This window comes from Bradyrhizobium sp. Rc3b, assembly GCF_900114915.1.
Lineage (GTDB): Bacteria > Pseudomonadota > Alphaproteobacteria > Rhizobiales > Xanthobacteraceae > Bradyrhizobium.
This window is the reverse complement of the sequence record NZ_FOUS01000011.1, coordinates 87,119-107,580: the sequence shown is the minus strand read 5'-3', so window position 1 is coordinate 107,580 and position 20,462 is coordinate 87,119. Positions and strand designations below refer to the sequence as shown.

The following is a 20,462-nucleotide window of genomic DNA, read 5'->3' as shown; positions in this document are numbered from 1 at the left end:
ACCTCGACCCCGCCAGACTATCCCAGGTTCGCGCGAGTGACCAATGCTGCGGCCCGCGCTGCGATGGCCCCGCAGGACATCGATGCGGCTCTTGATCCTGCGCAATTCGCCGTCGGGGCTTCGTTCGTAGTCTTGTCGCGTGGCCAGCCTTCGACGAATTCGAAGGGCGGGCTCACAGGTTGCTTGGAGCTGTGCAATGGACAAGATGAGATTAGACAAGGGTGGTTGGCTGGTCGTGTGCGATGGGCGCAAGGCGCTCATTCTGGAAAACCTCGGCGACGAGATGTTTCCGAACCTTCACACCAGGGAGGTGCACGAGCAGCCCAATCCCCTGACCAGCGCGCAAGGGAGCGACGCGCCGGGCCGCCTGCATGCCGCTGCCGGCGGCGTGCGCAGCTCGGCCGAGCAGACCGATTGGCACGATGAGGCCGAGCGCGCCTTCCTGCGCAGCCTTGCCGGCCGGCTCGATGCGGCTGTCAGCTCTGGCGAGACCACGGCCCTGACCATGGTAGCCTCACCGCGCGCGCTCGGGATGATCCGCGCCGATTATTCGGACATTATGCGCAAGGCGCTGCGGGCCGAGGTCGGCAAGGACCTCGTCAAGCTGCCGGTCTACGAGATCGAGAGGCAATTGCTGCTGTCGGGCGCCGCCAAATAGAGGCGCCCGCAGAGGCCGCGCCAGCGCCCCTCAGTAGCAGGGGTGCCGGCGGCGGTCCTGGCCGACATAGGCGGCCGCGCTCTGGTAGCAATGGTTGGTCGACGGGCCGTCGTAAAAGGCGAAAGTGCCGGGGGTGATGCCGGGGCCGTAATTGTGCAGATAGCTGATCGGGTAGGGCAGCGGATTGGCGTAATGGCGGTAGTGCCGGTGATGACCCCGCGCCTCCGCGAGGCCAGGGGCTAGGATTGCGGCCGACAGGGCAGCAACCGCGGCTACAAGCGTCAACTTGCTCATCTCGATTCTCCGGAACCCGCGCGAAGTGGTCAGCCATCTATAGCCACTTCGGACCTCCAGGGCACCCGTCCGGCGCCCGGAAATCGGGGCTGATCCCTCAGATTCCCGGGTGGGTGTGACAGAATTGCCGGACATGCGGCCGAAGGCTGCCCATTTTTGGCCTTTTCGGGATGCTTAACGAATTCCCCACACAAGTATGACCAAAGACTATTCGGTTAAGAATCCTGTTGCCGGCCTAGGGGCTCATTTCGCGGGTCCTGCGAGGCCGGTCCATTCCTGAAGGCTTTCGCCGTCACGCCGCCATGCGCATCACGCTTCTGAGCCTGCTGTTGCTCTCCATCGCCGCCGCCACGCCGGCGCGGGCAGAGCTGCATATCACCCGCGACCACGGCGGCTATGTCGAGGAATACAAGACCAAGTACAAGCGCGTCCGCGAGAAGGGCGAGCGCGTCATCATCGACGGCATCTGCAACTCGGCCTGCACGCTGGTGCTCGGCATCGTGCCGATGAACAAGATCTGCGTGACGCCGCGGGCAAGCCTCGGTTTCCACCAGGCCTATTACGACAAGGCCTTCACCTTCGGCATCAAGGTCACCAGCTCCGAGGGCACGTCCGACCTGATGTCTTACTACCCCGACAAGGTGAAGGACTGGATCCGCCGCAATGGCGGGCTCACCACCGACATGAAAAAGATCAAGAACGGCGTCGAGCTCTGGAAGATCATCGACCCCTGTCCGGAAGAATGGTGAGCGGCTGAGCTGAGCCGCAATCGTCCGTCGCAGCGCAGCATCGTCCGCACGAAATTCGCATTGCCGCATAGCCCCCGCTGGGGCAATGAGGGCGGCAATGAATCATAATCAAGAAGCCCTGACCGCCCGCGCCGCGCCGATCCTGTTCGTCCTGCTCTGGAGCACCGGATTCATCGGCACCAAATACGTCGTCAACAATGCCGATCCCTTGACCTATCTCGCCATCCGCATGGCGATCGTGGTCGGCCTGATGGCGATGATCGTGGCGATCGCGCGGCCGAAATGGCCTGATCGCACCGGCATCGCGCATAGCGCAGTCGCCGGCATTCTCGTCCACGGTTTCTATCTCGGCGGCACCGCGATCGCGATCGCGCATTCGATCCCCGCCGGGCTCTCCGCGCTGATTCCGGGCCTGCAGCCGATCCTGACCTCGACCATCGCCAACCGCTGGCTCGGCGAGAAGGTGACGCCGGTGCAATGGGCCGGGCTCGTGCTCGGCCTCGGCGGCGTGGTGCTGATCCTGCACAACCGTCCCATGACCGGTGAAGCCGGGCTTGGCTGGCTTGCCTCGGTCGTCTCCCTGATCAGCATCACCCTCGGCACGCTCTACCAGCGCCGCTACTGCAACCAGATCGACTGGCGCGCCGGCAATCTCGTGCAATATGTGTCCGTCACCATCTTCTTCGCGATCGGGGCCTTCCTGTTCGAAGACCGCGTGGTGCACTGGACGCGGGAGTTCGTGCTCGCGCTCGGCTGGCTCGCGGTGGCGCTCTCGATCGGATCGATCGGGCTGTTGTACTGGCTGATCCGCCACGCCGCGGCGACCTCGGTCGCGAGCCTGTTCTATCTGGTGCCCGCCGTGACCGCGCTGATGGCCTATCTGCTGTTCGGCGAGAAGCTCGACGCGCTGGCGATTGCCGGCATGGGGATGTGCGCGGCCGCCGTGTTCGTCGTCAACCGGCGCTTCTAGGCGGATGGAGCGGGCGTCGGGATACATCCCTGACGTGCGCGGCAGGTTCATGTTAGGCTGAACGCATTTCAGCTTCACATTACACGGTGATTTTCATGAAGAAGGCGAGGCGCGCGCTGCTCGGCAGATCGTTGATGCCGGTCCGGATTGCCTGCATCAACTACGCGGAGGAGATGATGAGCGACCGGATGATGGCCAAGCTCACAGCCGCGCTCCAGAAATGCTACGACCAGCATTTCCTCCCCGTCTGGGGCTACCCCATCGATCTCGACGTCACCCACAAGCCGAAGCCGACGGACTGGCAGCTCGTCTATTTTGACGACGCCACCCACAAGAACTTCCTCGGACGGCACGAGCTGACGCATCGGGGGCAGCCGATCTCGAAGATCTTCGTCAAGGCGCTGGGCGACGAGCCCGTCAGCCTGGCGGCATCGCACGAGCTGTTCGAGATGGTGCTGGATCCCATGGCCAATCTGTGGGCCGACAAGACCCGTCACACCCAATATGCCTATGAGGTCTGCGACGCCGTGGAGGAGGACTCTTTTCTCGTCAACGGCTTCCCGATGTCGAACTTCGTCTATCCGTCCTGGTTCGAGCCCTTCGAGCATCCCCGTGGCACCAAATTCGACCATATGGGATCGCTCAAGGCGCCATTCTCGATGACCGAGGGTGGCTACGTCATCAAGAAGGTCAATGGCAGGCGGCTGATCAAGCAGTTCGGCTCACCGGAAAAGCGGCGGCGCTTCAAGGCCGAGGACCGCCGCGGTCATCGCAGCGAATTCCGTGATCCGAAGGGAGAGCATCACCCGGGCCGGCGCGCATCCAGGCCGCGGGGGTAGGGTATCCCGGGCTTGTCTCCGGGCGCGCACGCACCCGGAGACCTGCTCGAGCGCCCCGATCAGCGCTTGGCCTTCCGAGCCTTCTTTTTCGACTTGGTGGCTTTCTTGGCCGTTGTCTTGGCGGTCTTCTTCGCGGCCTTCTTTGCAGTTTTCTTGGCCGCCTTCTTCGACGACTTCTTTGCAGCCTTCTTCGAACTCTTCTTCGAGGCTTTCTTGGCCTTCTTCTTGGAGGCCTTCTTCGGCGCTACTTTCTTCGCGACCTTCTTGGCGGCTTTCCTGACCTTCTTGACGGCGGTGACCGCCGCGTCCTTGGTCGCTTCCACGGCTGTGGTGATCGTCTCCATCGCCTGTTCGGTGATCGGCTTGTCGTCGTCCATTGCGTCCCCCGCGGTTTGATTGGAGTGATGACGATAGCGGGTTTCGAAATTGTGTCAAAGCAGCGCTCAACCTTTGCGGATCTTTGCGTAGGCGGCGAGCGCACGCTCGCGTCCCTTGGCATGATCGACGAGCGGCTGCGGATAGGTCTTGCCGAGCGTGATGCCCGCGCTCGCAAGCTCGATTGGCGTCGCCTGCCAGGGCCGGTGGATCAGCTTGGTCGGCATGTCCTTCAACTCCGGCACCCAGCGCCGAACGTAGGTTCCATCCGGATCGAACTTCTCGCCCTGGAGCTGCGGATTGAACACGCGGAAATAGGGCGCCGCGTCGGCGCCGCAGCCGGCGACCCATTGCCAGTTGGCGGGATTGCTGCCGGCATCCGCGTCGACCAGCGTGTCCCAGAACCAGGCTTCGCCCTCGCGCCAGTCGATCAAGAGGTGCTTGACCAGGAACGACGCCACCACCATCCGGACCCGGTTGTGCATCACCCCGGTGTGCCAGAGCTCGCGCAGACCGGCATCGACGATCGGATAGCCGGTGCGGCCGCGCCGCCAGGCGGCGAGCGCCTTGGGATCGCGTTTCCAGGGGAAGCCGTCGAAGTTCGTCTGCAGGTTTTCGCTCGCGAGGTCCGGATGATCGTGGAGCAGGTGACGGCAGAATTCGCGCCAGCCGAGCTCGCTCAGGAATTTGTCGATGCCCGGCCCGAGCGCCGGATCTTCATCCGCGGCGAAGCGCGCCGCGTGCCAGACCTGGCGCGGGCTGAGTTCGCCGAAGCGCAGATGCGGTGACAGGCTTGAGGTGCCGTCCCGATCCGGCCGGTCGCGATCGCCGACATAGCGGCGCGCGGTGTGCTTGAGGAAGTCGCGCAGGCGTGCCCGCGCGGAGGCTTCGCCCGGGGTCCATGTCTCGCGCAGGCCGCCCGCCCAATCCGGGCTGGTCGGCTCGAGCTGCCAGCTTTCAAGCCGATCGCTGGCGATCTTTGGACCAGGGCGCAGCTGCTTCGGCGCAGGCAAGGGCTTGGGTGGATCGCCGAGCGACAGCACGCGCCGCCAGAACGGCGTGAACACGCGCAAGCCCCGGCCCTCCTTGTTGCGGATCGCCGAGGGTGGGACGAGGAGATCGCCGGGGAAGCTTTGCGAGTCGATGCCAAGCTTTGCCAGTGCGGCTTCGAGCTGCCGCTCAACCGCCTGATGCGGCGCCTGCGCAATTCCATTCCAGTAGACGGCGCGGGCACCGCTTTCGCGGGCCAATTCTGCGACGACCTTGGCCGCCGGTCCCCTGCGCAGGATCAGCGATCCGCCGCGCGTGGCAATCTCGGCGCCAAGCGCCCGCAACGACTGCGCCAGCCACCAGCGTGCTGCGCTGCCCGGCGGGCGCCCGACAGCGTCGTCGAGCACATAGAGGCAGACCACCGGCGCACCGGTTGTCGCGGCAGCATGGAGGGCGGGATGGTCGGACAGACGAAGGTCATCGCGAAACCAGACGATGACAGGCGCGCTCGGCGTGGTCAGGGGCGTCCTCGTTTACGATTTGGAAACCATGCCGCGCGCGGCGGTGTGAACTGTCGTTAATGCGGCCGTAAGCCGACTGCACCATTATGCAGGAATTACGGGGGTTGTTCCATTCATGTCCAAGATTCTGAAGTTCTTGCCGCAGTTCAAGCTCGGCACGAAGGCCGTTCTATGTGCCGTGCTGCTGATCGGCGTGAACACCGCGCTCGTGGTCGGCGTCGGCTATTGGTCGCTGACATCCGCCTTCAACGATCGCGCGTTGCGCGACATCGAGGTCAACCTCCGTACGCTGGCGCTGGCCTTTACCGAGACCGTTCCGGCCGCCAAGATTACGATGAAGGATGGCACGGTGGCGCGCGCCGAGATCCCCAAGATGCCCGAGTTCAAGGACCACGCCATCGTCGATCGCGCGGTGTCCTATGTCGGCGGCAATGCGACCCTGTTCGTGTTCGACGATGCGAGCGGGCAGTTCGTGCGACGTTCCACCAATGTGAAAAAGGAAAACGGCGACCGGGCCGTCGGCACCCAGCTTGCCGCCGATCATCCGGGGCAGGCGCCGCTGCGCCGTGGCGAGGCCTATAAGGGGCCGGCCACGCTGTTCGGCAAATCGTTCATGACCGCCTATTTCCCGATCGCGGACGCGGCCGGCAAGGTCGTCGGCATTCTCTACGTCGGCATCCCCATGATCCAGTACGAGAGCATGCTGGCCCAGGCGATCGAGAGCATGGCAGCGGCCGCGGGCCTCGCCGCGCTTCTGGTGCTGGTCCTGACCCTGCTGGTCGTCCGCCGCATCACCCGGCCGCTCACCTCGGTCACGCACTCGCTCACCGCGCTTGCCAACGGCCAGAGCGACGTTGCGATCGAATGCGAGGATCGCGCCGACGAGATCGGCGAGATCGCCCGCACCGTCGCAGTGTTCAGGAGCAATTCGCTGGAGCGGGCGCGCATGCGCAGCGAGCAGGCGGCCGCCACGGCTGCGGCGGCCGAGCAGCGCAAATCAGACCTGCGCAGCTTCGTCGAGGAGTTCCGCGGCAGCGTCGGCGGCATCCTCGACAAGGTGCTGGCGTCGTCAGGCGAGTTCGAGCGCGCCGCGCGGCAGCTGACCGATGTCGCGCGCTCCACGGCCGACCTGTCGGCGCAGTCGGCAGGCGCGTCCGAAAACGCCTCCGAGCACGTGCGTTCGGCGGCGTCGGCCTCGGACGAGCTGTCTCAATCGATCTCCGAGATCACCCGCCGCGTGCAGGAGTCCAACCAGATTTCCGCCGAGGCGGTGCAGCAGGCCGAGGCGACCGATCAGCGCATCGCGCAGCTCTCCGAGGCGGGCGCCCGCATCGGCGATGTCGTCAAGCTGATCACCTCGATCGCCGAGCAGACCAATTTGTTGGCGCTGAACGCCACCATCGAGGCCGCGCGCGCGGGCGATGCCGGTCGCGGCTTCGCGGTGGTGGCCCAGGAGGTCAAGACGCTGGCCGGCCAGACCGCCAAGGCGACCGACGAAATCTCGAACCAGATCGCCAGCATGCAGCTTGCGACCGAGGAATCGGTCGCCGCCATCAAGGCGATCGGCCAGACCATCGAGCGCATCAGCGGCATCGCCGGCTCGATCTCGGCGGCGGTCGAGCAGCAGAAAAGCGCGACCCACAACATCGTGGCAAGCGTTCGCGCCGCGGTCTCGGGCACGGCCGATGTCGCCGTCAATGTCCGCCACGCCGCCAAGGGCGCCAGCGAGACCGGCGAGACCTCGAGCCGGATGTTCGCCTCGGCCCAGGCGCTGTCCGGCGAGAGCCTGCATCTGAAGGCCGAGGTCGACGGTTTTCTGGACCGCGTGCGGGCGGCCTGACGCTGGCTGCACCGTCATCCCGGGATGGTCCGAAGGACCAGACCCGGGATCTCGAGATCCTCAGGTGCGCAAGTGCGCACCATAGTTCGGTGCTTCGCACCGCCCCGGAATGACAGTTCGTTGTTACTTCGGCTGCGGCACGATGCGGATGTAGGGCTTCGGCTCCTTCCAGCCCTGCGGGTAGATCGTCTTGGCCTCGTCATTGGAGACCGAGCCTGCGATGATCACGTCCTCGCCCTGGTTCCAGTCGGCCGGCGTCGCGACGCGATGCTTGGCGGTAAGCTGCAGCGAGTCGATCACGCGCAGGATCTCCTGGAAGTTCCGGCCCGTCGTCATCGGATAGACCAGCACCAGCTTGATCTTCTTGTCCGGCCCGACGATGAAGACGTTGCGGACGGTCTGGTTGTCGGCGGCGGTGCGGGTGAGGGGATCGCCTGAGATCGCGGCCGGCAGCATGCCGTAGAGCTTCGAGACGTTGTAATCGGTGTCGCCGATCATCGGATAGTTCGGGGCCGCGCCTTGCGTCTCCTTGATGTCTTCCGACCATTTGGCATGGCGGTCGACCGGATCGACCGAGAGGCCCATCAGCTTGACGCCGCGCTTGTCGAATTCCGGCTTCAGCTTGGCGAGCGCGCCGAGCTCGGTCGTGCAAACCGGCGTGAAGTCCTTGGGGTGCGAGAACAAGAGCGCCCAGTTGTTGCCGATCCAGTCGTGGAACTTGATCTTCCCTTCGGTGGTCTCGGCTTCGAAGTCGGGTGCGGTGGTGCCGATCGGGAGTGTCATGGTTCTACCTCATCACATTGAATATACTGGAGAATTTGTCTGTGGCCGTTCCCCTCATTATAGGGGTCTTACAACGCCAAGTGAACGCCAACTGAACCGGTTAAAGTAAAATGTGAATTCCTTCCTTGAAGGGCCGATTTTCTAGCAACTTATTGTTACACCCGCACCTGCGGCGAAACAGCTCCACCCGGGGTCACACGGTCTCGCTCGCCCCGATAATGCCTTTTATGACTTCCATCACGCCCGCCCGGCGCGTCTAGAACCAAAACGGTCCTGACAGCGACCAATTGGCAACCATCTAGAAAAGTCGCGATCCCCGTATCGAATCGTTAACCACCCCTTTACGCCGGCATGAAAATGCTGGCCGATCAGAAGAAATCTGGAAGTGAACTATGTCTGCCGCTGCGCCTAACTCTGCTGAGTCGCCGTCCCTTGAACCGTCCTGCCGCGATACCGCGGCCCATGCACTCTCCATCGTGCGCGACGGCGTGATCACGGGCGAAGGCCCGACCACCAAGGGCCGGGTCCATTTCTCCCGCTCGCTTGATGCCGATGACACCGCCTGGTGCACGCGCATCCTCACCGCCACCGCCGTCAACGACCAGCCGGTCAGCCGCGCTGAGGCCGAGGTCCTGTTCGAGATCAACGAGGCCGCGACTGAACGCACCGATGGCGGCCGCTTCGATGATTTGCTCGCCAAGGCGGTGGCACACTATGCTGCAAGCGCCTCGGGCCTGAAAGTGCCGCCGCGCAGCGTCGCGCTGTCGGCCGATGCCGAGATCGAGAGCTGGGCCCCGTCCTATGCCTCCAAGGTCAACAGCGAGATGCTGGAGTGGATCGCCGGCCAGATGCGCGGTAAGCGCCACAACAACCGCCGCCTGATGGCGATGGTGGCGACCTTCCTCGGCGCCACCGCGCTGCCCCTGGCGGGCCAATTGCCGAACGTTTTCGACATCGGCATGTAAGATTTCGCGCCTCTGACGAGGAGCATTTGAACGGCGGGGTTATTTCCCCGCCGTTTTTTGTTTGCCGCCGTCCGGCTCGAGGCCGAGCGTGCGGCCCGGGAAGCCGGCGGCGTCGAAATAGCGCTGGCTGCCGACGCGCTGGAAGTTCAGCACGGTGGTCAGGCCGCCCTCCGCGGGCTTGGACTTCATCGTGCCGGCATAAGCCTTCGGTACGGTGCCGTTGGGCATGGCTTCCGACATCACGCGGCCGGCCAGCTCTCCTTTCTGTGTCGCGCTTAGGCCCATCAGCCGGGCGGCCGTCATGCCGACGTCGGCATTGCTGACCGGCAGCTCGTCGACGAAGCCGGCTTTGAAGTCCGGGCCGATCGCCGCCATGAAGTTCATGGTGTCGCCGCGGCTGAAGCTGCCATGCATGCCCTGGCCCTGGCGCAGCACGGTGTCGGCGACCTGCACCGAGCAGTTGGTCGGCGCCTCGCCGCAATCGCTGGCATAGGAGCGGAAGTTGACGACGATCGACGGCGTCGGCGTCGCCGCCTTGCCGCGCAGATTGATGCTCGACAGCGGCAGGGTGCCGGGGAAGCGGCCGAGCGAGTCCTCGACGAACAGGCCGGACACGTAGTCCTGCGCGAGCAGCGCCTTGATGGCCTTGGCCGCCAGCTTCTTGTCCTTGTTCGGGAGATAGACGAGGTCCGAGCCGCCATTGGTGGCGACGACGAGGTCGGGCTTTTCCGGATCCTTGCCGAGCACGCCGTTGCCGGCCTTGGGATGCTTGTTGCCCTCGATCTTCGCGTTCTTGTCGTTGGGATCGAACAGCGGCAGGTCGAGCGCCTTGGCGAGGTCGAGCGCTAGGAAGCCCATCGGCAGGAAATCCTTCGGCGTGTCGTCATAGCTGACCTTGGCCGAGGGGCTGGTCTTGCTTTCCTTGGAGATGGTCGAGAAGCCGTGGTCGGCGGAGACAATGATGTTGGTCGAGGCCGTAAGCCCGAGCTCGTCCAGCGCCTTGCGGAGCTGGGCGAGGTTGGTGTCGGCATTCTTGATGCCGGCCATCGACGTCGGGCCGTTGATGCCGGGCATGATCTGGTTGAGGCTGTCGCCGGTATTGTGCTGGCTGCCATCGGGGTCGCGCGACCAGAACACCAGCACGAACGGCTTGTTGCGCGCCTTGAACATCGGCAGCACCACCTTGGTGGCGACGTCGGCGAAATAGGCCTGCTGCGCGACGTTGGCGACGGTCGTGCCGGGCGTCTTGGCATCGCCCGCCTTGGAATTGTCACCGCGCGGCGGCGTGGTGGTGGGCAGGCCGGCCTTGGTCAGGGCTTCCTTTACCTCGTCCGACAGCGCGACCCCGTTCTTGCCGCCGGTGGCGTCGTCGAACACGACCGAATGCAGGCCGGCCTTCTCGGGCTTGTCGGTGTGGTCGAACTGATAGGTCGGGCCGACCTTGCCGATCGCGGCGGTGCTGAGGCCCTTGTCGCGGGCGAGCTTCAGGATGGTCTCCTCGTTGAGGTAGTCGCCCTTAAAATGCTCGTCGATGTCACCGAGCACGGCGTCGTTCTCGATGAAGGGGACCACGGTGTCGCCGGCCGGGACGGACGTGTAGTTGGTCCAGATCGTATTGGAAAACACCCCGGTATCGCCGAGATAGTGACCGGTCGACATCGCCGAGCCGTTGGCCATGGTGAAGGTCGGGAATAGCGAGTGCGGATTCTTGAAATTGACGCCCTTGTCGCGGATTTCGGCCATGGCGGGCGCCGTGTCGGGGTTGACCTTCAGCGCGCGCAGACCGTCCGGAATGAACAGGATCAGATTGCGGGGCGTGTTGTTCTGGGCAGACGCAAATCCGGTGGATAGCACTGTCAGTCCGGCGGACAGCAACACCAGTGAACGGCGCATCGAAATCTCCCTGCGAGGCGGCTCGGCCGCAACCCGCGGCCCCCGGTTCGTTTAGTTTCGCTGCGTGACGGTTTTGTTACAAGGCCTGTCGCCGATGCAAGAGGGGTTGGGGGGAGGGACTTGTCAGTCTCGTGTCCCGGACGCGCTGCAGCGTTCTTACGCTGCTGCGCAGAGCCGGGACCCAGAGGGCCGCGCGGTTCGCAGCCACATGGGCCCCGGCTCTGCAGCGCACCGCCGAAGTGGCGCTGCGCAGCGTCCGGGGCACGAGAGCGGAGTTTGGCGCAGAGCTGCATCAACATCGTCATTGCGAGCGGCTTGTCCGCCGGAGCGCGAAGTCAAGCCATCCACAATCTCTCCCCACTGACAGTATCCATCCCGTCATCCTGAGGTGCGAGGCGTGCGATGCGAGCGCATCGCATGCGGAGCCTCGAAGGATAAACGGCCGAGCTGGTGCAGCCGGGCCGTCGCCCCTTCGAGGCTTGCACTGCGTCGCTGCCGCGTCGCAGTGCGCGCACCTCAGGGTGACGGTGATGGATAGAGCTTGTGGCAGCATTCCTTATTCGCTTTCGACATGCAGACAGCGCGGCGCAGTTTCGCATCCTCGCGGGCTTCATCTCTTCACCCTCATTTGAAAGAGGGCGCAGGGAAGGCCGGGAGCCGGTTGGCTCCATCGACCGCCATGCGAAGAGCAGATTGCGTGTGCTTCATGCATAGCGGATAACAGGGCAACCGGAGCATCCCGGCCTTCCCTGCGCAGTGGCTTTACGGCTTATGTCGTACTCTCCCCGGGGAGCGTTGCACTATTGCCCCCGTCGCCTTGTGGATGACTGATGCGCGTGCCCGGTTGGACCGCCACATCACCGCAAGACTTGGCGCACAGACCCCGGGCGCCAGGACCACACGATTTTGCCGTACGCGGATCCCACCGGTCGTGTGCGCGACGGTCTTGCTCACGGTTGCCCGCCCTGCAAAACCCTCAGCGCCGATGTGACCCACGTCCACCGCCACCCGGCCCGCGTTCGTGACGATCGCGATACGCCCCTCTTCGTTGGGCCGGGATGCAGCGACACATACGCGATTTCCGAATTTCGGTAAAGTGGAATATTTTTGCCACAACGCGTTGACCCAGGGCTCGCGTGTTTTGCCCGTCGGGCAACGCAATGGATTGTGGCCGGGACGTTCAATCCGTCGCGGTCTGCACCCTTGGTGCAGGGGCTTGCGCGGGCTTTGTCGCCGTCGGAGGGCAGTCGACCCTGCCAAGATCGCGGCGTAGCGAGGATGGCGCTGCGTGCAGGGTAAACACGATCGCGATCTGCGTTCGGTTCGAAAGCCGGTATTTGCGCATGATGTTGCCGATATGCGCCCGCACCGTATTCTCTGAGATCTTGAGCTCGTAGGCGATATTCTTGTTCTGCATCCCCCGTGCGATCAACATCATCAGCTCGCGCTCGCGCGGCGTCGGTGTAATCGAGTCCTGCGGATCTCGGCTCATGGCTGGCTGCTCCCTGGACTGCGGGTTGATGTGGCCACTCCCAGCATGTTGTCACTCCGTCTTGAGCGCCTCGATCGGGCTGAGCTTGGACGCCTTGTGCGCGGGATAAAAACCGAAGATAAGGCCGGTCGCGATCGAGAAGGCGAGGGCAAGGCCGATCGCCTGCCCGTCGATCGAGGTGACCCATCCTGCCATGCGGGCGACCGTCATCGAGAGCGTGACGCCGCCGGCGACGCCGATGGCTCCGCCGAGCAGGCAGAGCACGAGCGCCTCGCAGAGGAACTGCAGACGGATGTCGCGCATCCGCCCGCCCAGCGCGCGGCGGATGCCGATCTCCCGCGTGCGCTCGGTGACGGACACGATCATGACATTCATGATGCTGATACCGCCGACGAGCAGCGAGACCGAGGCGATGGCGACGAGCAGGAGCGCGACGGTGCGGATCGCACCCTGCTGCGCTTCCATGGCGGCGGCCGGATCCTGGACCTTGAAATCGTCTTCCTGGCCGGCGGGGACACGGTGGCGCTGCCGCAGCAGGTTCTCGATCTCCGATCGCGCCCCCGCCATCTGTCCGTCGCCGGCCACCTTGGCGATGATGTAGGCGACCGAATCCCGGTTGATGTTGCTGGCACTGCCGAGAAAACGCAGCTTGGCGGTGGCGAGCGGCACGAAGGCGACGTCGTCCTGCGCGGGTCCCTTGCGATCGAGAACGCCGACCACCTCTAACGGGACCTTCATGATCCGGATCTGCGCACCGATGGGGTCGTCGCCGGGAGCGAACAGCTCGCGTGCGACCGTGCTGCCGAGGATCACGACTTTGCCTGCTCCGGCCTCCTCGGTGCCGGAAAAATAGCGGCCGGTCGCGAGCTGCCAGTCGCGCACCATGAAGTGCCCCGTCGTCGTGCCGTTGATCGTCGTATTCCAGTTCTTGCCCTCGTGGATGACTTGCGCCGTTCCGGCAATCGAGCCGGCCGCGGCCTGGACTTCCGGAATCTGCTCGAGGATGGCCTGCACGTCACTCTCCGTCATCGTCAGCTTGCTGCCGTCCTTGAGGCGCACGCCGCCCTGGTAGACCGCGCCGGGGGTGATCATCAGCACGTTGGCGCCGATCGAGCGGATCTGTTCCTGCAGACGCAGCTGCGCGCCGGAACCGATCGCAAACACCGTCACGATGGAGGCGACGCCGATCACGATGCCGAGCATGGTCAGGAAGCTGCGCAGCGGATTGAGCCTGAGTGCGTGCAGGGCGATCTGGAATCCCTGGAGCATCGTCATGGCGCAGCGCTCCGTTTCGGCAGGGCCGGCGCCGGCGTCTCGTCAGCGACGAGCTCGCCGTCATGCAGGTGGATCGTGCGGCGGCACTGCGCCGCGATGCCGGGATCATGCGTGATCATCACGATGGTCTGGCCGGTCCGGTTGAGCGCGGCGAACAGCGCCAGGATCTCGGCGCCGGTGCGGCTGTCGAGCGCGCCGGTCGGCTCGTCGGCAAGCACGATCAGCGGGGAGGCGATCAGGGCGCGCGCGATCGCGATGCGCTGCTGCTCGCCGCCGGAGAGCTGCCGCGGAAAATGATGGGCCCGGTGCAGCATGCCGACGGCCTGAAGGCTCGCTTCCGCGCGCGCCAGGCGTTCCCTGCGGCCGACGCCGCAATAGACCAGCGGCAGCGCGACGTTCTCGATCGCATCGTGACGCGCGAGCAGATTGTAGGACTGGAACACGAAGCCGATGCTGCGGGCGCGCAAGGACGACCGGCGATCCTCCGAGAGATCGGCGACATCGGCCCCTTCGAGATAGACCGCCCCCTCGCTCGGCAGGTCGAGCAGCCCGATCATGTTCATCAGCGTCGACTTGCCGGAGCCGGACGGACCCATCACGGCGACGATCTCGCCTTGCGCGATGTCGAAGCTGACATTGCGGACGGCGGTGACCGCCACGCCGTCGGTGCGATAGGTCCTGCCGACCGACTGGAGGCTGATGAGCGGCGGGGAGGCGGTCATGATCCGAACCTGATTCCGAGAAATTCCATGCCCGCGGGACGGATGGCCTGGCCGACGGCAACCTGGCTGCCCTCGTCGAGATCTCCGCTCTTGAGGGCGACTTGTTCGGTGCCGGCCACGCCGACCGTCACCGCGATGCGCTGGAGCGAGCCGCTTGCGGTGCGCACCCACACCCCGCTGCGTGCAGCTGGATCCTGCCGCGTGCCGGAGGGTTGGAAGCGCAGTGCGGCGAGCGGCACTTTCAGAACGTCGTCCTGCCGCTCGATCACGATCTTCACCAGGGCCGTCATTCCCGGCAGCAGCGCGCCGTCGAGATTGGAGGTTGCCAGGACCACGGTGTAGGTGACGACGTGCTGCTGGGTCTGCGGCGCCTTGCGCACCTGCCGCACCACTGCCTCGAAGCGGCGGTCGGGGTAGGCATCCACGGTGAAATGCGCGCGCTGGCCGGGCGCAATGCGGCCGATATCGGCTTCGTCGACCTGCGCATGAATCTCCATGTCCTCGAGGCGGTGGGCGACCACGAAGGTGGTGCGCGATTCCAGCCCGACCGCGAGCGTCTGGCCCTCGTTGACGAACCTGCCGACGACGACGCCGTCGATCGGCGAGCGGATCACGGTGCGGTCGAGATCGGCCTGGGCCGCGGCGAGAACGGCCGCTTTCTCCGGCACTGCCATGCGCGCCTGTTGCAGCTCCGCCTCGATCCGGCGGACGTCGGCCTGTGCCCCCTCAACCGAATAGGAGTTGAGGGACATCAGGACCTCGGCCTCGCGCTCCTGGGCGAGGCGTGCGGTGAACTCGGTCTGCGCATCGTCGACCGCCGTGGTCGCCACCACGTTTTGCGATTGCAGCGCCAGTTTCCGTTGCAAGGTCTTCTGCGCCGAGGACTTCACCGCCTGCGCGCTTTCGAGCTTGGCGACGAGCACGTCCCGGCTGCCCCTCGCATTTTGCAGATCGATCCGGGCGCGATCGAGCTTGGCTCTGGCGATGTCGACCAGCGAATTGGAGACGGCAAGGGCGGCCCTGGCTTCGTCGACCTTGGCCGCAAAGCTGCGCGGATCGATCAAGGCGAGCGGCTGATCCTTGCTGACGGTGTCGTTGAAATCGACATAGACCCGGGCGAGCTGCCCGGACAGCTGGGAACCGACCTCGATCGTCTTCACCGGCTGCAGGGCACCAGTGACCGTGACGGTCTGCTCGATGCTGCCGCGCTGAATCGAGGCGTAGCGGAACACGGGCGACTCGGACCCGAATGTCGGAGCTTCGCGTCCGGCGGGCACGAGCAGGCGCCTGGTCGATTCCAAGGCGTGCGCCGCCGTGTCTGCCGCGCTCCCGGCGCCGGCGATGGCGGCTGGCCCTGCGGCGTAGATCGCAGCGAGGCCGCATGCAGTTCCGAGCAAGGCAATTGCTGGCACAAATCGCATATCAAAACCCGCCTGGTTGAAATGGCTTCGTTGCGGGAAAAAATGGCAAGCTCGCTATGGTTGTAAATTATCTAAGGTAGTATCGATCGTCAGTATGTCGTTCTCGTCGGGGCGACGGTCGGGCGCGCAACATGATCCAGAAGTAAAGTCCGCGGGTGCGACGTTTCGTGATTTGCCGGAAATGCATACCCGTCGTATCGATAAGATGCGCGCGGTATCGAACTCGATAAGCTGACTGAACGTCCCGTATGATCCGGCCAAAGTGCCGGTGGCGGGCGTTCAAGCCGGCACATGGGTAGCAATGCCATGACGCAGTTGGCGACGCTGCGGCCACGATACCGGATCGTCATATTCGCGATAGCGCGCCTCGCCGTGATGCCGCCTGTGGCGCGGCGAGATCCCTGCAATCAAGAAGCCCGAAGTGTGAACGCCTTCACTCGCTTCCGGCGTGCATTGGCCCTAAGACGTCGAACCGGTGGACGGACGCTGATTGTTCGATCCCCGCAGATTCATCCAAGCACCTTGTTAGCTTGCAAGAAGAATGGACGGCTCGTTGCTCGCCCATCGAGTCACAAGCCGGGGAGTTTGCTGCAATGAATTCAGGTCAAGCCACCGTTTATGTCGTTGACGACGAGATTCAGATTCGAACCGCGATCGGAAATCTCTGCGAGGAGACCGGACACCAGGTAAAATTGTTCGCCTCGACGGAAGAGTTTCTCGCGGAGAGTATTTCGCCCGGGCCGTCGTGCCTCGTGCTCGACGTCCGCTTTCCCGGGACGTCACCGACCGGCCTCGAGCTTCAGCGACGACTCGCCGAGACGGGCGTGCCCATTCCGATCGTCTTCATCAGCGGCCATTCCGACGTCCGCGTCTCGGTCGAGGCCATGAAGCGCGGCGCGGTCGAGTTTCTGCCAAAACCGTTTCGCGAGCAGGAGATCCTCGATGCGATCAGGCACGGCATCGAGCGCGACCGCAGGCGGCTGGAACGCGAGGATGTGGTGCGTGAAGCCCGCCAGCGCGTCGAGACGCTGACGGCGAGAGAGCGCGAGATCATGCTGCTGATGGCCGAAGGGCTGATTGCCAAGCAGATCGCGGCCAGGCTCGGCGTGAGCGAAGTGACGGCGAAGGTCCATCGCGCCAGGATGATGCGAAAGCTGGAGCTGCGCACGCCGATCGAAGTGGTGCGGCTGATCGACAGCATGGGGCGCGAAGCCGAGACGATTCGCGCCGGCACGGGATAGCAGCTATTTCGGCGCTTCGACGTGCCGACATCTCGCGCAATGTCTAGTCCGTACCGATTAGCATGAACTGCAGTCTGTCGCGCTGGCCACGATCGGTTCACAGTATCCCTACGATGTCGGCCTCCTCCAAGACGGCATCCAAATTCAGTCAGACAACTTGGCCAGAAAGGGATACTCCATGCGTAAATTGTTTTTTGCTTCCGTTGCATTGTTCGCCCTGTCCTCCGCGGCACAGGCCGCCAACACCTCGACCACGGTGCAAGTCGGCGTCGTGAACGGCTCGTCCGTCACGCAGAACGGCCTCACCAATGACAGCTCGACGACCAGCCAGCTCGGCATCGTGAACACTGCGTCCACGATGCAGGGGACCGGCGCTGCCTCGCTCAACAACGGCAGCACGGTGAACCAGGTCGGCGTGCAGAACTCGGCGACCACCGGCCAGGTGGCGTTCGGCAACAACACCAGCGCGATCACCCAGAACTCGTTCGGGCCCCCCGCGCTGCAGAACAACTCCGCCGGCGTCGGCCAGCTCAGCGTGTTCGGCGTCAACGGCAGCACCGTCTCGCAGACGGCGCACTGACACACAGCCCCGTTTGGCCGGACGCAGCCAGTTGCGGTTGCGTCCGCGCCATTCTCGAATGCACCGCAATCCGGCCGGCCGATCAATTGCGATGGCCCGCCCATTGTCGCGGAGGAAATGACATGCGGATCACCTATTTCATTGCAACTTTCGTGGCGCTCGGTGCGCTGACGGCCGCCGACGCAAACGCCGGCAATACCGCCAGCGTGCTGCAGTTCGGCACGACCAACACTTCGTTCATTTCGCAGAGCGGCGGCACCAACAACAACGCGACCACGATGCAGTTCGGCGCCACCAATACGGCGACCACCCTGCAGACGGGCTCGCTCCTGACCGTCAACAATTCGGTGATCGGGCAGGGCGGCACGACCGCGACGGCATCCAACACCGCGCTGGCCGGCCAGGTCGGCGGCTCCAATTCGAGCCTGATCGGCCAGATCGGTGCGAACAACACGGCCGGAGTTGGTCAGCTCGGAATCCTGAACGGCTCGACGATCATCCAGCAGGCTCCGTGAGCCGACCCGAAGCGACGAGGCATGTCATGAAACATCATTTGGGACGCGCGGGCGCCGTCTTGCTCGCCCTGTGCTCGGCGGGCACCGGATCAGCCGGTGCCCAGACCGCCGACGTCAAGACCATCGTCTCTGTCGGCGGGCCGCCGGTGGTGCTGAACCAGAACAGTCAGCTCAACATGGCGGGCGTGTTCATGATCGGCGGCAGCACCAGCGCGACAGTGACGCAGACCGGCACCAACAATGCCACGGGCGTCCTGCAATTCGGCGGAACGAATTCCGCATCGATCGGGCAGGCCGGAACGAACAATCTTGCCTTCGTCGGTCAGACCGGCCAGTCGGCGACGAGCCTGATATCGCAGCTCGGCACGATGAATGCGGGCACGGTGGCGCAATTCGGCACGATCAACGCCTCGACGATCGTCCAGACCGGCCCGTAAGGCGCGAGCGAACGCGCCGGTGCCAGGAACGAACGGGGAAGCGCGATGCGATGCGGACAGATCTTGAGGCACGTGTTGGCGCTGGCGGCGATGCTCGCCGCCATCGGCACGGCGACGCAGGCGAGCGCCGGGTCGGTCCAGCGCAGCGTGACCAACCGGAACGTGAGCATCGAAACGGTCGTGCAGTTCGGCAACGATGTTCAGCCCGTGACGATCGAAGAGAACAGCCGCATCAATATCGCGCGGGTGATCCAGATCGGCGGCACCGGGACGGTGGATGCGACCATCATCCAGAACGGCACGCGCAACTATGCCAATGTGATCCAGGTGGGCGGCACCACCAATGCGATCATCGGTCAATCCGGTGCGAGCAACACCGCCGAGATCACCCAGATCGGCAATTCCACCAACGCGCTCCTGCTCCAGATCGGAGACATGAATACGGGAGCGGTAAGGCAGTTCGGGCGTTTCAACTGGCTGGCGATCTTTCAGTTCAGCCGATGATGGAGGTGTGACATGAGATTGCTCCTGCTCGCATCCGGAATAGGACTCATGAGCGTGATCGCGATGGCGCCGGCCGGCGCTGCCGACGGTCACACCACAGTGGTCCAGGACGAGAACGGCACCTCGGTGATCACGCAGAGCGGCGATCCCGCTCAGGCCGACGTCAAGATCGAGAAGGAGCCGGGGCGCACGACGGTGTACCGGCGCAGCGGCGGTAACACCGCGATCGTGACACAGGGCACCGGCAACGCGCAGGAAAACATACAGGACATGCTCGATTGGCTGCGCAAGCAGCAGGGCCGCTGACGCACGAAGGCCCACCGTCCGCGAAAGAACGGCGGGCCTCGCCGTGAGTGTGGACCTTACCAGCGATAGCCGCCGGTCAACGTGCCGTTGTTGTTGCCGTCAGGGCCGACGTCGCCCTGTGTCGAGCTCGGGGTCGGATGGTTGGTGCCGTTGAGCGCACCATAGGGCCCCCCGACATCAGGATAATACGCGCGCGGCTGGACCGGTTCGTAGGCGGGGGCCGTGCGGTCCCAACCCATGCGCGATCCGTTCCAATCGTAGCCCTGCGCCGAGGCAGCCGCAGTGCCGGCGACGAGTGATGCCGTGATCAGGCAGAGGAGTTTTGACTTGTTCTGCATTGGAGATGCTCCTTGCTTGTGTCGGGGGCCAACGGTTGCACTGCGGGAGCGTTCCGGGACGCGTTCGGTGGAAGCGATCAACTCCGATCAACTGGTTATGAAGCGCGGGCCGCGGAACGAAGTGCCTGAAATCAACCGGGAATCCCGGGCGTCTTGCCGCACCTGTTCCCCGGTTAATCCCGTGTCTTAACCAATAATTAATTATACGTTTGCGGGCGGGCGACGGGCGGGCCTAGCGTAGCTGCGGGGAGCTATCGCTTAAGCCAAACGAGTTGGTGCGTATCATGATGTCCAGATCCCATGGCAGATCACTTGGGGCGCTATTCGCCTCGCTTAGCGCAGCCGCGCTGCTCCTTAGCCCCAGCGACAGTTTTGCCAGACCCGGCGGCGCCGCGCCGCATGGGGTGACCGCTGCGCCTTCCGGCGCGATGGCGCGTGCCCCGATGGGGCCGGGAGCCCGGTTCCACCGGCGCAATAACCCGTTCGTCTATTGGCCGGGCGGCGGCGGGTTCTTCTACGACGGCGCCGGCTACAGCCAGCCCTTCGGCGACGCCGGGCAGCCGGTCTCCACCGACGTGCGCTACACCTACACCTATGATGTCCCCTGGGACTGGTCGCATCGCTTCCCGCCGAACGTCGTGCCGTCCGACCGGCCCTATGTGCCGAGCTGCCCGACCGAGCAGGTGACGGTGCCCGGCCGCGGCGGCAGCGAGCACACCGTCAACATCACGCGCTGCTACTGAACGTCGTAGTC

General features: G+C 64.5%; 23 protein-coding genes. 13 read left to right on the top strand and 10 right to left on the bottom strand.

The window, feature by feature from the left end; genetic code table 11:
• Positions 1 to 196: 196 nt before the first annotated feature.
• On the top strand, positions 197 to 658 hold the full coding sequence (locus BM190_RS25545; protein WP_092260144.1) for a host attachment protein: 462 nt from the start codon (positions 197 to 199) through the stop codon (positions 656 to 658).
• 30 nt (positions 659 to 688) lie between these two features.
• On the opposite strand, the gene BM190_RS25540 is transcribed toward BM190_RS25545, so the two are convergent.
• On the bottom strand, positions 689 to 952 hold the full coding sequence (locus tag BM190_RS25540) for a hypothetical protein (protein WP_018322326.1): 264 nt from the start codon (positions 950 to 952) through the stop codon (positions 689 to 691).
• A 302-nt stretch (positions 953 to 1,254) separates the two neighbouring features.
• Between BM190_RS25540 and BM190_RS25535 the strand changes: the two genes are divergently transcribed.
• The 3 genes from BM190_RS25535 (at position 1,255) to BM190_RS25525 (ending at position 3,510) form a co-directional block, all read left to right on the top strand.
• Positions 1,255 to 1,701 (top strand): hypothetical protein, encoded by a 447-nt coding sequence (locus BM190_RS25535; protein ID WP_018322327.1) that lies wholly within the window; start codon positions 1,255 to 1,257, stop codon positions 1,699 to 1,701.
• A 97-nt stretch (positions 1,702 to 1,798) separates the two neighbouring features.
• Entirely contained in the window at positions 1,799 to 2,671 is an 873-nt protein-coding gene (locus BM190_RS25530) for a DMT family transporter (protein WP_092260142.1), read from the top strand.
• A gap of 95 nt (positions 2,672 to 2,766) precedes the next feature.
• Positions 2,767 to 3,510 (top strand): hypothetical protein, encoded by a 744-nt coding sequence (locus tag BM190_RS25525; RefSeq protein ID WP_177237283.1) that lies wholly within the window; start codon positions 2,767 to 2,769, stop codon positions 3,508 to 3,510.
• Between the two features lie 59 nt (positions 3,511 to 3,569).
• On the opposite strand, the gene BM190_RS25520 is transcribed toward BM190_RS25525, so the two are convergent.
• Positions 3,570 to 3,887, bottom strand: coding sequence for a histone (locus BM190_RS25520; RefSeq protein WP_092260138.1), 318 nt, complete (start codon positions 3,885 to 3,887; stop codon positions 3,570 to 3,572).
• A gap of 66 nt (positions 3,888 to 3,953) precedes the next feature.
• Positions 3,954 to 5,345: a cryptochrome/photolyase family protein gene (locus tag BM190_RS25515; RefSeq protein WP_244550739.1), complete on the bottom strand. Its 1,392-nt coding sequence runs from the start codon at positions 5,343 to 5,345 to the stop codon at positions 3,954 to 3,956.
• 166 nt (positions 5,346 to 5,511) lie between these two features.
• Here BM190_RS25515 and BM190_RS25510 point away from each other — a divergent pair, with 166 nt between their 5' ends.
• Positions 5,512 to 7,236 (top strand): methyl-accepting chemotaxis protein, encoded by a 1,725-nt coding sequence (locus tag BM190_RS25510; protein WP_092260134.1) that lies wholly within the window; start codon positions 5,512 to 5,514, stop codon positions 7,234 to 7,236.
• A gap of 123 nt (positions 7,237 to 7,359) precedes the next feature.
• Here the strand turns inward: BM190_RS25510 and BM190_RS25505 are convergent, their stop codons facing one another.
• On the bottom strand, positions 7,360 to 8,019 hold the full coding sequence (locus tag BM190_RS25505; RefSeq protein WP_092260132.1) for a peroxiredoxin: 660 nt from the start codon (positions 8,017 to 8,019) through the stop codon (positions 7,360 to 7,362).
• Between the two features lie 392 nt (positions 8,020 to 8,411).
• Here BM190_RS25505 and BM190_RS25500 point away from each other — a divergent pair, with 392 nt between their 5' ends.
• The gene (locus BM190_RS25500) at positions 8,412 to 8,984 is read left to right on the top strand and encodes a hypothetical protein (protein ID WP_177237282.1); all 573 of its coding nucleotides are present in this window, start codon (positions 8,412 to 8,414) and stop codon (positions 8,982 to 8,984) included.
• A 39-nt stretch (positions 8,985 to 9,023) separates the two neighbouring features.
• Here the strand turns inward: BM190_RS25500 and BM190_RS25495 are convergent, their stop codons facing one another.
• From BM190_RS25495 to BM190_RS25465, 5 genes are all read right to left on the bottom strand, one after another.
• Complete coding sequence (locus tag BM190_RS25495) at positions 9,024 to 10,877, bottom strand: alkaline phosphatase family protein (RefSeq protein ID WP_092260130.1); 1,854 nt, start codon at positions 10,875 to 10,877, stop codon at positions 9,024 to 9,026.
• Between the two features lie 1,180 nt (positions 10,878 to 12,057).
• The gene (locus BM190_RS25480; RefSeq protein ID WP_092260126.1) at positions 12,058 to 12,369 is read right to left on the bottom strand and encodes a response regulator transcription factor; all 312 of its coding nucleotides are present in this window, start codon (positions 12,367 to 12,369) and stop codon (positions 12,058 to 12,060) included.
• A gap of 51 nt (positions 12,370 to 12,420) precedes the next feature.
• Entirely contained in the window at positions 12,421 to 13,644 is a 1,224-nt protein-coding gene (locus BM190_RS25475) for an ABC transporter permease (protein ID WP_018320679.1), read from the bottom strand.
• Positions 13,641 to 14,366 (bottom strand): ABC transporter ATP-binding protein, encoded by a 726-nt coding sequence (locus tag BM190_RS25470; protein ID WP_092260124.1) that lies wholly within the window; start codon positions 14,364 to 14,366, stop codon positions 13,641 to 13,643. Before BM190_RS25470 ends, BM190_RS25475 begins: the two co-directional genes overlap by 4 nt.
• The gene (locus tag BM190_RS25465; protein ID WP_092260122.1) at positions 14,363 to 15,787 is read right to left on the bottom strand and encodes an efflux RND transporter periplasmic adaptor subunit; all 1,425 of its coding nucleotides are present in this window, start codon (positions 15,785 to 15,787) and stop codon (positions 14,363 to 14,365) included. Before BM190_RS25465 ends, BM190_RS25470 begins: the two co-directional genes overlap by 4 nt.
• Before the next feature lie 593 nt (positions 15,788 to 16,380).
• Here BM190_RS25465 and BM190_RS25460 point away from each other — a divergent pair.
• The 6 genes from BM190_RS25460 (at position 16,381) to BM190_RS25435 (ending at position 19,370) form a co-directional block, all read left to right on the top strand.
• Positions 16,381 to 17,028, top strand: a complete 648-nt coding sequence (locus BM190_RS25460; protein ID WP_018320676.1) for a response regulator transcription factor — start codon at positions 16,381 to 16,383, stop codon at positions 17,026 to 17,028.
• 178 nt (positions 17,029 to 17,206) lie between these two features.
• Positions 17,207 to 17,608 (top strand): hypothetical protein, encoded by a 402-nt coding sequence (locus tag BM190_RS25455; protein WP_026202398.1) that lies wholly within the window; start codon positions 17,207 to 17,209, stop codon positions 17,606 to 17,608.
• A gap of 122 nt (positions 17,609 to 17,730) precedes the next feature.
• Positions 17,731 to 18,123: a curlin gene (locus BM190_RS25450; RefSeq protein ID WP_092260120.1), complete on the top strand. Its 393-nt coding sequence runs from the start codon at positions 17,731 to 17,733 to the stop codon at positions 18,121 to 18,123.
• A gap of 26 nt (positions 18,124 to 18,149) precedes the next feature.
• Positions 18,150 to 18,560, top strand: coding sequence for a curlin (locus tag BM190_RS25445; protein ID WP_092260118.1), 411 nt, complete (start codon positions 18,150 to 18,152; stop codon positions 18,558 to 18,560).
• A gap of 72 nt (positions 18,561 to 18,632) precedes the next feature.
• Entirely contained in the window at positions 18,633 to 19,064 is a 432-nt protein-coding gene (locus BM190_RS25440) for a curlin (RefSeq protein ID WP_244550738.1), read from the top strand.
• Positions 19,065 to 19,076: 12 nt separating this feature from the next.
• The gene (locus BM190_RS25435; RefSeq protein WP_092260116.1) at positions 19,077 to 19,370 is read left to right on the top strand and encodes a hypothetical protein; all 294 of its coding nucleotides are present in this window, start codon (positions 19,077 to 19,079) and stop codon (positions 19,368 to 19,370) included.
• A 56-nt stretch (positions 19,371 to 19,426) separates the two neighbouring features.
• On the opposite strand, the gene BM190_RS25430 is transcribed toward BM190_RS25435, so the two are convergent.
• Positions 19,427 to 19,708, bottom strand: a complete 282-nt coding sequence (locus BM190_RS25430; RefSeq protein ID WP_018320671.1) for a hypothetical protein — start codon at positions 19,706 to 19,708, stop codon at positions 19,427 to 19,429.
• A 284-nt stretch (positions 19,709 to 19,992) separates the two neighbouring features.
• On the opposite strand from BM190_RS25430, the gene BM190_RS25425 reads away from it, so the two are divergent.
• Positions 19,993 to 20,451 carry a hypothetical protein gene (locus BM190_RS25425; RefSeq protein WP_177237281.1) on the top strand — a complete coding sequence of 153 codons (459 nt, stop codon included), beginning with the start codon at positions 19,993 to 19,995 and terminating at the stop codon, positions 20,449 to 20,451.
• Positions 20,452 to 20,462: the final 11 nt, after the last annotated feature.